The organism is Paenibacillus sp. UNC496MF, from assembly GCF_900113915.1.
GTDB lineage: Bacteria > Bacillota > Bacilli > Paenibacillales > Paenibacillaceae > Paenibacillus_Z > Paenibacillus_Z artemisiicola.
This window is the reverse complement of record NZ_FORE01000008.1, coordinates 249,876-262,558: the sequence shown is the minus strand read 5'-3', so window position 1 is coordinate 262,558 and position 12,683 is coordinate 249,876. Positions and strand designations below refer to the sequence as shown.

Below are 12,683 nucleotides of genomic sequence, written 5' to 3'. Positions count from 1 at the left end.
AATGAAAGTCGGTTTATTGGGCGTCGCCCACATGCACGTCTACGCCTACGTCAACGGCCTGCGCCGCCTCGGCGTGGAGATCGCCGGCGTCGCGGATCCCGAGGAAGCCCGCGGCCGCCAAGCGGCTCATGATTTCGGCACGGGCTGGGAGCGGGACTACGAGAAGCTGCTCGCCTCGGATATCGACGCCGTCGTCGTCTGCTCCGAGAACGCCCTTCACCGCGAGATGGCGGTCGCCGCGGCGGAAGCCGGCAAGCACGTGCTGTGCGAGAAGCCGCTCGCCGATTCCCTGGAGGGCGCGGAAGCCATCGTCGCCGCGGCCCGCAAGCACGGCGTGCGGCTGATGACCGCGTTCCCCTGCCGGTTCCACCCGGCGGCCGCGGCGATGAAGCGCGAGGTCGAAAGCGGCGCGCTCGGCCGCATCCGCGCGCTGCAAGGCACGAACCGCGGCACGATGCCGGGCGGTTGGTTCGTCGACAAGGCCAAATCCGGCGGCGGCGCCGTCATCGACCACACCGTCCACGTCGTCGACTTGATGCGCTGGATCATGCCCGGCGCGGAGATCGTCGAAGTGTACGCGGAAATCGCCACCCGTTTCCACGCGATCGAAGCCGACGACTGCGGCGCGCTCGCGTTCGCGTTCGACAACGGCGTCATCGCCTCGCTCGATCCGTCCTGGTCGCGCACCAAATCGTTCCCGACCTGGGGCGACGTCACGCTCGAGATCGTCGGCAGCGCCGGCGTGTCCAAGGTCGATCTGTTCAAGCAAAACATCGTCGTCCATAAGGACGCGACGATGAAGACGTCCTGGGCGAACTGGGGCTCGGACATGGACGCCGGCCTCGTCGCCTCCTTCGTCGACAGCGTCCGAACCGGCAGCCCGGTCGCCGTCACGGGCGAGGACGGCCTCGAGGCGGTGCGCGTCGCGCTCGCCGCGTACGAATCCGCGGCGCGTCGCCAGCCGGTGAAGATCGCGCGCTAAGCGCGGTCATTCACCCGCGCCGCACCCGCGCCGCACCAGTGCCGCATCCTTGCTGCACCCGCGCTGCCCCTTCGCGGCGTGACGCGGCATCATCGCGGCGTTCACGCCGCCTGCTTGCAGACTCGCTATCCTAGCCGCGGAGTTTCCGCGGCTTTTCGGCGTGCGGCCGATGCCTGCGCAGCGGTCGGTCCGCTGCAGGCCGATGCGCCGGTTTCCGACTGCCTCGTGCGGCTTCGGTCCCATGGGCGCGGCAATCGCGATGGTGTACACTACCAATCAGAGGCGGCAGGCAAGGGACATGGACCGCCTCGATAATTATACGGATTGGAGTGACGTTCTTGACGATTCCCAACGCGAACCTCGATGTGTCGTCGCCCGCATTCAAACGGCACGCCCACGAGCTTTATGACCGGCTTCGCGCCCATGACCCGCTGCATGAGCTGACCATGACCGACGGCCAGCGCGCCTGGCTGACCACGCGGTACGACGATGCCATTCTGGCGCTCAAGGACAACGAACGCATCACGAAAAACCTGCAGTCCCTGTCCCCGGAAGACTACGCCTCGGTCATCCCCGAGAAAGAAATGGCGCTGATCAGCAAGCAGATGCTTTCCTCCGATCCGCCGGACCATACCCGGCTCCGCGCCATCGTGTCGAAAGCCTTCACGCCGCAGATGATCGACCGGATGGAAAGCGACATCCAGCGCATCGCCGAGGACCTGATCGACCGCATCGAGCAGGCGGGCAAGCTGGAAGCGATCGAAGACTTCGCGTTCCCGCTGCCCATTACCGTCATCAGCCGCATGCTGGGCATCCCCGACGACGACTACATTCTGTTCAAGCGCTGGTCGAGCGATTTCATCGAGGCGGCCAACAACCGCGAGAAGCTGAAGACGGCCTTTCCGTCCTTGCAAGCGTTCCGCCTCTACCTCGAGGAGCTCATCGACGCCCGAAGGAAAACGCCGGGAGACGATCTCATCAGCCTGCTCATTCAGGCGCACGACGATCAAGACCGGCTGTCGGGAGACGAACTCGTCTCCACGATCTGGCTGCTCATCGTCGCCGGACACGAGACGACGGTCAATCTGATCGGCAACGGCCTGCTCGCGCTGCTCGAAAACCCGGACCAGCTGCGTCTGTGGCGCCAGGATCCGTCGCTGACCGCGACCGCCGTCGAAGAGCTGCTGCGCTACTATAGCCCGGTGGAAATCGCTACGTCCCGCTGGGCCAGCCGCGATTTCGAATGGCATGGCAAGGACGTGCGCAAAGGCGATCTCATCCTCGTCGGCCTCGGCGCGGCCAACCGCGATCCCGCCCAATTCGACGACCCGGGCCGCCTCGACTTGAGCCGCAAGAAAAATAAACATATCGCCTTCGGCAACGGCATCCATTTCTGCCTCGGCGCGCCGCTCGCCCGCATCGAAGGGCGGATCGCGCTGACGGCGCTGCTCCGGCGGCTGCCCGACCTGAAGCTCAGCCCGTCGTTCACCGGCCCGGAATGGCGGCCGGGCATCTTGATGCGCGGACTGCGGGAGCTCCCGATCGAGCTTCGCTAACTAGGCGCATCCAATAATAAAGGTCGACCGGGAGCCATCCCGATCGACCTTTTATGTATCCGCACGGCTTCTATTCGCCGCGAATGAACGCCCCGATGCGCGCCGCCGATGCGCGCAGGCGGGCTTCGCTTTCCACGAGCGCGATCCGCACGTACCCTTCTCCTTCGGCGCCGAACGCATCGCCCGGTATGACCGCGACGCCTGCCCGTTCGAGCATTTCCCGGGCAATTCGACGCGAATTCCACGGTTCCGCGAGCTCCCAGGCCATTTCGGGCAGTTTGGCCCATAGGAACATGGTCGCTTTCGGCCTGCCGATGTCCCAGCCCTGCTCCCCGAGCGCCTCGACGAGCACGTCCCTGCGCCGCTCGTACAACGGCCCGACCTTCGGACCGGTCCCGAGCCGATCCTCCCGTAACGCCGCGATGCCCGCTTCCTGCACGGGCAAGAACACGCCGTAGTCGATGTTCGCCTTCAGCTCGCGCATCGCCGCGACGGCTTCGCGGTTGCCGGCGAGGAAGCCGATCCGTGCGCCCGCCAGATTGAAGCTCTTCGACAAAGAATGGAACTCCACCGCGGTATCGACGGCACCGGCGACTTGCAAAATGCTCGGCGGACGATAGCCGTCGAACGCCATTTCGGAATAAGCCAGGTCGTGCACGATCAGCACGCCGTGCCGCTTGGCCGCCGCGACGGCCCGCTCGAAGAACGCAAGGTCCGCGACGGCCGAGAGCGGATTGCTCGGATAGTTCAGCAGCATGCACTTCGTCCGCTGCCATACCTCGTCCGGAATCGCGTCGAAATCCGGCAAATAGCCGTTTGCCGCCCGCAGCGGCATCAGATGCGGCTCCACGCCGGCAAGCGCCAGCCCCGCGGCGTAAACGGGGTAGCCCGGATCCGGCAGAAGCGCCACGTCGCCGGGATCGCACAGCGCCAGCGCCAGATGGCCGAGGCCGTCCTGCGACCCCATGAGCGACACCAGCTCGCGCTCCGGATCGAGCCGGACGCCGAACCGGAAGGCCAGCCATTCGGCCGCCTCCCCGAGAAACCCCGGCGTCCCTTTCGAGCCGGGATAGCCGTAGGCGTCTTCACGGAGCGCGGCCCGACTCAGCGTCTCCCGCACGGCCGCCGAAGGCGGCAGATCCGGGCTGCCGATGCTGAGGTCGATGACGTCCAGCCCGTTCGCCGCCGCGCGGCGCTTCCACTCCGCCACCTCCGCGAAGATCGACGAGCCGAGACGCGACAGCCGCCCGGCCCGCCATGATTTCATCGTCACGCGAATTCTCCTCCCCGTAGCCGCCGATTAACCCCAGGTCCGCTCGTAGTCATCTTCCTTGAAGCCGACGGTGACCGTGCTTCCGTCCGTGACGACGGGGCGCTTGATCAGTCGGCCGTTGGACGCGAGCAGCGCAATCTTCTCCCGCTCCGACAGTCCCGGCAGCACGTCCTTCAAGCCCATTTCCTTATAGGTCTCGCCGGACGTGTTGAAAAACTTCTTGGCTTCCAGGCCGCTCTTGCGCACGAGCTCCGCCAGCACGTCTTCGGACGGCGCCGTCTCGAACAGATTGTGATGCTCCAGTTCGTAGTCCTTGCCCTTCAGCCATTTGATCGCGCTGCGGCTCGTGCCGCATTTGGGATATTCGTAGATCGTCAATTTCTTCATCTTCTGTCCAAGTCTCCATTCGTCGAAATAAAACCGCCGCCGCAAGATCGCTTACCGCCGCGGCAGCGGCGACCATTCGGCCGCACGACCCCGCAATCAAGCGTCAGGCCGACCCCCGGTCCGTTACAGCCGTTCCAGCGCCGACTCGAGCCGCCGCAAATCGTCGGGCAGCGACGCTTCGAACGACATTCGCTCCCGGGTGATGGGATGCGTGAACGCCAGCATCGCGGCATGCAGCGCCTGCCGCTCGACCGCGGATTCCAGCACGGCCGCGGACGCGGGCGCTTCCGCGACCGCGGCGCGAGCCGCCGACGGGACCGCCGAATCGCCGGCCTCCCTCGCCGAATCGGCCTCGCCGTCCGCCTCGTCTGCCGCCCGTCCCGCATAGCCGTACAGCTTGTCCCCGATCAGGGGGCAGCCGATATGCTTCATATGGACGCGAATCTGATGCGTGCGCCCCGTCTCCAGCTTCAGGTTCACCTTCGCCGCGGCGCCGCCGCCGAAGACGGCTTCCGTCTCGTAACGGGTCACGGACGGATACCCGTCCGGCCGCACGACCCGCAGATGCGGATTGGCCTCGTCGCGGTCGATCGGCTCGTCGATCGCGGCCGCCGCCTCGGCAGGCCTGCCGTACACGTACGCCCGGTACCGCTTGTCCACCTCGCCGCGCTGCAGCTGCTCCGAGAGCTGCTGGTGGACGTAGGCGGTCTTCGCGATCGCGACGAGGCCCGACGTATCCTCGTCGAGCCGATGGATCGGCCGGAAGCGCACCCGTTCGCCGCGCTCCCGCCAGTGGTGGACGACGCCGTTGGCCAGCGTACCCGTGTAGCGGCCGTGCGTCGGATGAACGATGACGCCCGGCGGCTTGTTCACGACGAGCAAGTCGTCGTCCTCGTACACGATGTCCAGCCCCATCGGCTCCGGCAGGATGTCGTCCGATTCTTCGCGCTCCATCCGCAGCTCGAGGAGATCGCCCGCTGCCACGCGGTCGTTCGTATAGACGCGCGCGCCGTTCACCGTGATGCCGTGCTCCGTCAGCTTCAGCCGCGACAGCAGCTTGCGGGAGACGCCGAGCCGGCGTTCCAGCACGGCGCGGACCGTCTTGCCGGCGTCCTCCTCCGCCACGCTTACCGCGAGCGGCGCGTAATACGTCGCGTCAAGGCTCATGAATCGCGCTTGCGGAACACGTCCGCGCTCCTGACGTATTCGGTGTCGGTCACGCCCAGCTTCGCGTTGGCCGCCCGCGCCGCCGCGAAGAAATAATCCGACAGCCGGTTCAGATACACCATGACGGGCGCGGGCACCTCGACCTCGGCGCTCAGGGTCACGGCGCGCCGCTCGGCCCGGCGGCACGTCGTCCGGCAGACGTGCAGCTGCGCCGCCACGTCGCTGCCGCCCGGCAAGATAAACCTCGTAATCGCCGGCGCGGCCTCGTCGTGCGCGTCGATCCAGCCCTCCAGCCGCGCGGCCGCGTCCGCCGTCAGCTTGAGCTCCCGGCCGGCCGGATCGCGGAACGCGAGGTCCGACCCGCAGTCGAACAGCTCCTGCTGAATCTCGCGCAATTCGGCCGCGAGCGCCCCCAGCCCTTCGCGCGCGGCGGCCATCGCCGCCGCCAGGCCGACGAAGCTGTTCAGCTCGTCGATCGTTCCGTATGCCTCCACCCGGACGTCGTCCTTGCGGACGCGCCCGCCTTTCACCGACGTTTGGCCGCCGTCGCCCGTTCGCGTATACAGTTTCATCGTCGTTGCATGCTCCTCTCGCATCTTGCCTTGGTCAATAAGTTACGTTCACTATAGCATACTTGCGGCCGCCCGGGCATTGCCCGCAGCCGGCCGGGTCGGGAAAGCCGCCTCCGCCGTTACACCGACTGCCCGCCGCCGAGCGCCCCTCCCGCGCCGGTACGCGGCCAGCAGCGCGAGGCTGAACAGAAACGCCGACAGCGACATGACGGACAGCGCGACGTAGAAGCCCTGTCCCGCCAGGCGATCGTACAGCCAGCCGCCCGCGTACGAGGCGACGATGCCCGAGACGCCGAAGAAGACGAGCGCCAGCACCGTCTGTCCCGTCGCCTTCCACTCGTCCGGCACGATCCGGTACAAGTATTGAATCGCCGCCGAATAGAAGATCGGGAACGTAAACACCTGCATCAGCTGCACATACGTCATGGCATGGGGATCGGTCACCCAGATCGAAAGGAAGAAGCGCAGGAAATAGAAGAAGCTGGCGAAGGCGATCAGCGCCAACTCCCGGCCGCTCCGCATCCACCAAAAGCTGAGGGCGAACACGAGGATCTCGCTGCCGGCGGCCAGAAACCAGGCTTGGCCGACGAGCTCGGAACTCCCGCCGAGCGCATGCAGATGCACGCCGAGGTACGTGTCGTTCATCCGGGACGGCACCGCGGCGACGAAGATCAGCACGAGGAATAGCAGCGTTTCCCGGTGCCCGAGGAAGCGGCCGAGGTCGCGCCAGCGGACCGGCGTGCCCGCGGCGGGCGCGTCGCGCAGCGTCAGGCAGACGAGGAAGGCGGCCGCGCCGAAGCCGGCGAACAGCAGCCCCAGGCTGTTCTTGCCGAAGTACAGCATCACGTACCCGACGACGAGCGACATCGCCGCGTAGCCGAACGCCCCGAACGTGCGGATCGAGCCGTAGCTGACGCCCGCCGCCTGCGAGGATTGAAAGTTCAGGCTTTCCGTCAGCGGGTCCATCGGCAGCAGGAAGAAGTAGAGCAGCATCGTAAGCGCGATGAGCGCGATGAGGCTGTCCGAGGTGTAGAGGTAATACCCGGCGACGGCGGAGCACGCGATCAGCACCAGCAGGACGCCGCGGATCGTCTTGGACCGGTCGCTGACCATGCCCCAAAGCGGGGACGAGAAGATCGACACGAAGCCGCCGGTCCCGACGACGACGCCGATCCGCGAGGCCGTCAGCCCTTGGGCATCCAGGTAAACGGGCAAAAACGAAATGAAAATGGCGAGCAGCGCGAAAAACAGCACGTTGTACGCGCGCAAACGGGCGGTAGCGCTCATGACGGTTCCTTTCTCGATCGCGCACATGCGGCGGGCAAAAGAAAAGAAGCCCCCGCGAGGACCTCTTCCCGGAACAGGTTCGCGCGTCCGGGTCAGCCCAACGGCGCTGCGCCCAAACCTCTGCGAAACCGCATATACTCGTTAATCTTGTTATCCAATAACCGGCTGAGGCCGATGACTTTCTCCGAACTGAACGTCGCTTCTTCCGCGTAAGACTGTTCCATTTTCATACGCAGCGCATAGATTTCGTCTTCCAACCGACGCATAGACGTTGAGGACTTCAGCTTAAGACCCGTTTTCGCACAAGTCATTGCCACCCCTCCTGTCATCCATCAATGCCATGTCACGACGCTTGTGCTCAGCGCGGGTTAAAGATTTGATAAAGATTACTCAAGCATAACAAAGTCTGGTAAAAAAGCCTATTCTTCGTTATTCGCCCTTCAGCTTGCGGACGTACGCGCCGATCCGCTCGATCGCTTCCGTAATCAGGCTCACGGACGTCGCGTACGAGCAGCGCAGATGGCCCTCGCCGCCGAGTCCGAACACGTCGCCGGGCACGGCAGCGACCTTCTGGTCGTGCAGCAGCCCCGTCGCGAATTCCTCCGATGTCATGCCGAGTCCCGCGATGGACGGGAACGCGTAGAAGGCGCCCTGCGGCTCGTGGCAGTCCAGACCGATCTCGCGGAAGCCCTTCACGACGATCCGCCGGCGCTGATTGTACGACTCCACCATCCGGTCCTTCTCTTCCATCCCGTTGCGGAGCGCTTCGAGCGCCGCGACCTGCGCCATGTTCGACGCGCACATGACCGTGTACTGGTGAATCTTCAGCATCGCGGCGATGAGCTCCGGGTGGCCGCAGGCGTAGCCGATCCGCCAGCCGGTCATCGCGAACGCCTTGGAGAAGCCGCTGACCAGAATCGTCCGGTCGCGCATGCCCGGCATCGCGGCGAAGCTGACGTGCTTCGCGCCGTACGTCAGCTCGGCGTAGATCTCGTCGGAAATGACGATCAGATCGTGCTCTTCGACGACCTTGGCGATCGGCAGCCACTCCTCGCGCGTCATGATGCCGCCGGTCGGATTGCTCGGATAGCACAAGATCAGCACCTTGGACTTCGGCGTGATCGCCGCGCGCAGCGATTCGGCCGTCAGCTTGAACTGATCCTTCGCGAACGTCTCGACCCCGACCGGCACGCCGCCGCTCAGCGCCGTGATCGGGGAATACGAGATGTAGCAGGGCTCCGGCACGAGAATTTCGTCGCCCGGCGCGATGAGCGCCCGAAGCGCCAGATCGATCGCTTCGCTGCCCCCCACCGTGACGAGCACTTCGTTGCCCGGCTCGTACGCGACCTCGTACTGCCGGTGCAAGTAATGCGCGATCTCTTCGCGCAGCTCCGGCGTGCCCGCGTTGGACGTATACTGCGTCTTGCCCATTTCCAGCGCGTACACGCAGGCTTCCCGCACGTGCCACGGCGTGACGAAGTCGGGCTCGCCGACGCCGAGCGTGATGATATCCTTGCGTCCCGCCGCCAAATCGAAAAACCGCCGGATGCCCGAAGGCTTGATGTCCCTGACCTGCGGCGACAGGTACTCCTCCATCGAAGCGCGCCGCGGGCCGCTTTTCCGTTTCTCGTCGATAATCATCCCGGCTTCACTCCTCACGGCGAGACGAGAAGACGGTGATCGTCCTCATGCTCTTCGAATATGATGCCGTCCTGCTTGTATTTTTTGAGGATGAAGAACGTTTTGGTCGACAGCACGGCGTCGATCGGGGACAGCTTGTTGGACACGAAGGACGCCACGTCCTTCAGCGTCTTGCCCTGCACCTCGACGAGCAGGTCGTACGCCCCCGACATCAAATAAACCGATTTCACTTCGGGATATAAATAAATCCGTTCCGCGATGCCCTCGAAGCCGCGGCCGCGTTCCGGCGTGATCTGCACCTCGATGAGCGCCGTCACCTTCTCGTCTTCCACCTTGCTCCAATTGACGACGGTCGCGTATTTGACGATGATATGATCCTGCTCCATTTCCGCAATGGCCGCTTTCACTTCGTCCACGGGCGCGTCGATCATCGTCGCGATCAGGTCCGCGGAGCGCCTTGCGTCTTCCTTCAGCAGTTCAAGTATCTGCCTCTTCCGTTCATTCATCGTCAAACCCTCCTGATCTTAGCTATAAAAACTATATTACAACGAATCCAAGCTTCCTGCAAAGCGGAAAAGCGCGCCGGCTCGCCCCTTTCCGGGCTTTCGGAGCGGGCGGGCGCCGCATAAAAAAAAGACCCCGAAGGGTCTGGTAATCGGCTACATATAGGGTTGGCCCTGCTGCTGCAGGTTCTGCGGCTGATGCATGTGCTGCTGGAAGCCCGTGCCGTTTTGGCCGTACCCGTGCTGCTGCAGGAACTGCTGCGTCTGCTGCGCCGTCTGCTGGTTCTGCTTCAGCTGCTTGTCGACTTCCTGGCGAAGCGCCGGGGAAGCGACGCTGTACATATTGTTCTGCTCCATGATTTGGTACAGGTGGCCCTGCATCTGCAGCGTGCTATTAAGCAGATTCGTGAACAGCTGGCGCACTTGCGGGCAGTTCGACTCCGTCGTCGCCGTCGCGTATTCGCCGCAGACCCGCTTCAGGTCCGCCAGAACCGTATACGCCAAATCCTCGTCGGACAGCATCGGACGGGCTTGTCCTTGTTGTTGGTACATGTCGTGCATCCTCCCGATCGTTAATAGGGCTGGCCGTCAGTGCGACTGCGGCTGCGTAGGCGCGAGCTGCTGGTGCTGCCCGATCGCCTGGAGCAGCATTTGGGTATGCTGCTGGTGCGTCTGGATCATTTGCATGCTCGCCTGCTTCAGCGCGGCATTGCCGGCGGAAGCCATCAATACCGCGTTTTGCTTGATGAGCAAATCTTCGTTCGACAGGGAATCCACCATATATTCCAGCTCTTTGGACGTGAGCGCCTTCATCGAGGCAATCCCTCCTATTTCCATGGATTGTAATCCTCGAGTAGTATATCCGGCGCCGCGCGATCTTATGTAACGCTTCTTCCCCGGAGGGAAGAAAACGATGCCTTGCGGCCGTTACGGGAGATGAACCGTCTTCACGTGGTCGAAGTGCAGATAGACGGAGTTTCCGCCCGCGGTCGACAGCTCGATGATATTTTGGTCGATGCTTTTGAGCACGCCGATTTTGTTCGGATTCTCGCCGAGATCCAAAATGACGAATTCCCCGATCAGTTTGCGCAGCTGCTGGTCGAACGTGCGGGCGAGCGTGATCGGCGACGGCTTCAACGGGAATTGCTCGGGCGTGAGCGTGTAGGGCGTGACGTTCGGATTGTACGGTATCAAGTATTTCAGGTGCTGGAGCGACACGATGACCGAATGATACACGGGCGAGTAGAATACGAAGAAATCGTTCATGACGCTCGTCAAGTAGCCGTGGATGGACTGGTTGCCGGTAATGTAAATCTCGGAAAACATGCCCTTCGCGTTCATGAGCACCTTGCGGTAGGAGATGGGATCGTTCTGCGGCTCGAAGGGCAGGTCCGGCACTTCGATTTCTTGTGTATCGGCGGCTTTGGACATGCGGAGCTGCTGCACGTGGATGAGCGGAATGTAAAGGAACTGCGTGCCGTTATGAATAACGAGTATGTCTTGGCCCATATCGATCAGCTTGCCTTGAATCGTAATCGACTTGCCGGAAATGTCCAGCTCGACGTAACGTTCCAACAAAGGGTGACGATGTTTCAACGAAATCGACCTCCTTTCATCCGGTTATTTGCGTTCAGGCATCGTAAGACTGAGCAGACTGGCCAGCTGCATGGCGGGAGAAAGAAGAAGGAAGCGGTCAGCGGCAACGTCCCGGCCGTCGATAACATATACGCTGTTCATGAAGGTTTGACATGATCGCCGGCAGCCTGCCGAAGGTGCGCAATCACATAGATACCGAACGCAAACAAGAGGATATGCCAGGGAGTCTTCGCCTCTCGGTCTCCCGCTATGAAGCGGTTCGCGGCCGTGCGGCGCCGATGAGGGCCGCGCCGGTCGCGGAAATCCAGTCGGCCGGCACCCCGGGGCCGGATCCGTTCGGAACCCGGCCCGGGCCGCCGCCGGAAGGGGAAGCCGCGCGCGCCGCCGCTTAACGCAAGCGCCGGCGGGACGCATCGCGGCTGCCGTCCGTCTTATTTGCCGCGCAAAGAACCGGAGCGGAGGCTCGAGGTTCTGCCGCTTTTCTTGCTCTTGCTGTTGCTGCGGCTGCTCGCGTTGCGGTTGTTGGCGCCGCCGGAGGAGCTGTTGCGGTTGCCGCCGGACGAGGAGTTGTTGTTCTTGCCGGATTTGTTGTTGTTGTTGTTGTTGTTGTTGTTTCCTTTGCTTCCTTGGCTTCCGCGGCTTGCGTAGATGCCGGCCGTTTTAACCGTTTTGATGTGGTACAGCGGAATTTGCACCAATTCCGGTCCGACGACGAGCAGCAGGGCGTTGTTGCCGACGTCCGCGATGAAGCCTTCGATCTTTTCCGGGCCGCCCCAGTTGATTTGGACGAATTTCTGTCTCAGCGCGCGCAGTACGCCGACGAAGCTGCCGGCCATGATGTATGGGCGCGAGCCGCCGCGGGAGCCTTGGGAGCCGCGAGAGCCTTTGGAGCTGCCCGGAAGGTCCGTCACGCTCTTCACGTGGCTGGTGTTGACGTAGACGAGGCCGCCCGTGGCTTTCAGCACGAGGTAGCCGGTTTGCACGCCGAGCAGCTTGCCTTCGAGCGATTCCGGACCGCCGCGGTTGATGCGGACGTTCATGCCGACTTGGTTGGCCAAGAAGGCGTTGCCGCCGCTGTGGTGGCTTTTGTGGCTCTTGTGATCCTTGTGGTCGCAGCAGTGGTTGCCTTGGTTGCCCATGCCCATGCCTTGGTTGCCGAGCATGCCGTACGGTTTGTAGCTGATCGCTTCGTTGCCCATGTTGCCCATGTTGCCCATGTTACCCCAGTAGTTCATACCAAAATCCCTCCGCATAAATAGATTCTAACCTGCCCCATGAGAGACCAAAGGGTGCAAACACGATCCGATACCTGCTTACGAAATAACGGTTCATTTTACTCGCTTCGGCATTCATCCCTCCATTGCTTGCCCCTGTGAAATCTATCATGGGAGACAATTTATAATGCATTTATATGTATCCGGTATCCATAGGGTACTAGATTGATATCTATTTCTTCCAAGTTTGGTCGATGACCCGGAGCGATTGATAGATTCGCAACATAGCTTGTATTAAATCTATGATAAGGAGATGACGCAGCATGGCAATGCAAACGAAGCGTGTCCACAAGAGCGGCCGGAACGGAAATCAAGGCAACCAAGGCACGCAAGGTTCCCGCGGTTCGCAAGGTTCGCGCGGCGAAAACCGCTCGCCTGGACAAGGCTCCAAAGGCTCGCGCGGTTCGCAAGGTTCGAAGGGATCCCGCGGCGAAGGCACGCGCGG

Annotated in this window: 15 protein-coding genes; 3 read left to right on the top strand and 12 right to left on the bottom strand. The window is 62.9% G+C overall.

The genetic code is table 11. The annotated features are described in order from the left end of the window. Nucleotide 1 precedes the first annotated feature (1 nt). On the top strand, nt 2–982 hold the full coding sequence (locus BMZ79_RS15115) for a Gfo/Idh/MocA family protein (protein WP_090641365.1): 981 nt from the start codon (nt 2–4) through the stop codon (nt 980–982). 329 nt (nt 983–1,311) lie between these two features. After that, nucleotides 1,312–2,538, top strand: coding sequence for a cytochrome P450 family protein (locus BMZ79_RS15105; protein WP_371263722.1), 1,227 nt, complete (start codon nt 1,312–1,314; stop codon nt 2,536–2,538). A gap of 70 nt (nt 2,539–2,608) precedes the next feature. Here BMZ79_RS15105 and BMZ79_RS15100 read toward each other — a convergent pair whose 3' ends face one another. The 11 genes from BMZ79_RS15100 to BMZ79_RS15050 all read right to left on the bottom strand — a co-directional run bounded on the left by BMZ79_RS15100 (nt 2,609) and on the right by BMZ79_RS15050 (nt 10,964). Beyond that, the gene (locus BMZ79_RS15100) at nt 2,609–3,805 is read right to left on the bottom strand and encodes an aminotransferase class I/II-fold pyridoxal phosphate-dependent enzyme (RefSeq protein WP_090641584.1); all 1,197 of its coding nucleotides are present in this window, start codon (nt 3,803–3,805) and stop codon (nt 2,609–2,611) included. Nucleotides 3,806–3,838: 33 nt separating this feature from the next. Beyond that, entirely contained in the window at nt 3,839–4,198 is a 360-nt protein-coding gene (locus BMZ79_RS15095; RefSeq protein WP_090641362.1) for a Spx/MgsR family RNA polymerase-binding regulatory protein, read from the bottom strand. A 123-nt stretch (nt 4,199–4,321) separates the two neighbouring features. Then, a complete protein-coding gene (locus BMZ79_RS15090) occupies nt 4,322–5,365 on the bottom strand; it encodes an RluA family pseudouridine synthase (protein ID WP_090641361.1) in 1,044 nt (347 codons plus the stop codon). Next, nucleotides 5,362–5,937, bottom strand: a complete 576-nt coding sequence (locus tag BMZ79_RS15085) for a cob(I)yrinic acid a,c-diamide adenosyltransferase (protein ID WP_090641360.1) — start codon at nt 5,935–5,937, stop codon at nt 5,362–5,364. The genes BMZ79_RS15090 and BMZ79_RS15085 overlap by 4 nt, the downstream gene beginning before the upstream one ends. Before the next feature lie 51 nt (nt 5,938–5,988). After that, on the bottom strand, nt 5,989–7,251 hold the full coding sequence (locus BMZ79_RS15080; protein ID WP_090641359.1) for an MFS transporter: 1,263 nt from the start codon (nt 7,249–7,251) through the stop codon (nt 5,989–5,991). 65 nt (nt 7,252–7,316) lie between these two features. Then, complete coding sequence (locus tag BMZ79_RS15075; RefSeq protein ID WP_256252756.1) at nt 7,317–7,481, bottom strand: aspartyl-phosphate phosphatase Spo0E family protein; 165 nt, start codon at nt 7,479–7,481, stop codon at nt 7,317–7,319. A 172-nt stretch (nt 7,482–7,653) separates the two neighbouring features. Beyond that, entirely contained in the window at nt 7,654–8,865 is a 1,212-nt protein-coding gene (locus BMZ79_RS15070) for an aminotransferase class I/II-fold pyridoxal phosphate-dependent enzyme (protein WP_090641357.1), read from the bottom strand. 14 nt (nt 8,866–8,879) lie between these two features. After that, a complete protein-coding gene (locus tag BMZ79_RS15065) occupies nt 8,880–9,371 on the bottom strand; it encodes an Lrp/AsnC family transcriptional regulator (RefSeq protein ID WP_090641355.1) in 492 nt (163 codons plus the stop codon). Between the two features lie 153 nt (nt 9,372–9,524). Beyond that, the gene (locus BMZ79_RS15060) at nt 9,525–9,920 is read right to left on the bottom strand and encodes a spore coat protein (protein ID WP_090641354.1); all 396 of its coding nucleotides are present in this window, start codon (nt 9,918–9,920) and stop codon (nt 9,525–9,527) included. 36 nt (nt 9,921–9,956) lie between these two features. Continuing rightward, on the bottom strand, nt 9,957–10,181 hold the full coding sequence (locus BMZ79_RS15055) for a hypothetical protein (RefSeq protein WP_090641353.1): 225 nt from the start codon (nt 10,179–10,181) through the stop codon (nt 9,957–9,959). Nucleotides 10,182–10,295: 114 nt separating this feature from the next. Beyond that, nucleotides 10,296–10,964 (bottom strand): DUF2642 domain-containing protein, encoded by a 669-nt coding sequence (locus BMZ79_RS15050; protein WP_090641352.1) that lies wholly within the window; start codon nt 10,962–10,964, stop codon nt 10,296–10,298. Between the two features lie 152 nt (nt 10,965–11,116). On the opposite strand from BMZ79_RS15050, the gene BMZ79_RS15045 reads away from it, so the two are divergent. Continuing rightward, nucleotides 11,117–11,356 carry a hypothetical protein gene (locus tag BMZ79_RS15045; protein WP_090641351.1) on the top strand — a complete coding sequence of 80 codons (240 nt, stop codon included), beginning with the start codon at nt 11,117–11,119 and terminating at the stop codon, nt 11,354–11,356. Nucleotides 11,357–11,395: 39 nt separating this feature from the next. Here the strand turns inward: BMZ79_RS15045 and BMZ79_RS15040 are convergent, their stop codons facing one another. Beyond that, a complete protein-coding gene (locus BMZ79_RS15040; protein WP_256252755.1) occupies nt 11,396–12,199 on the bottom strand; it encodes a hypothetical protein in 804 nt (267 codons plus the stop codon). Nucleotides 12,200–12,683 lie beyond the last annotated feature (484 nt).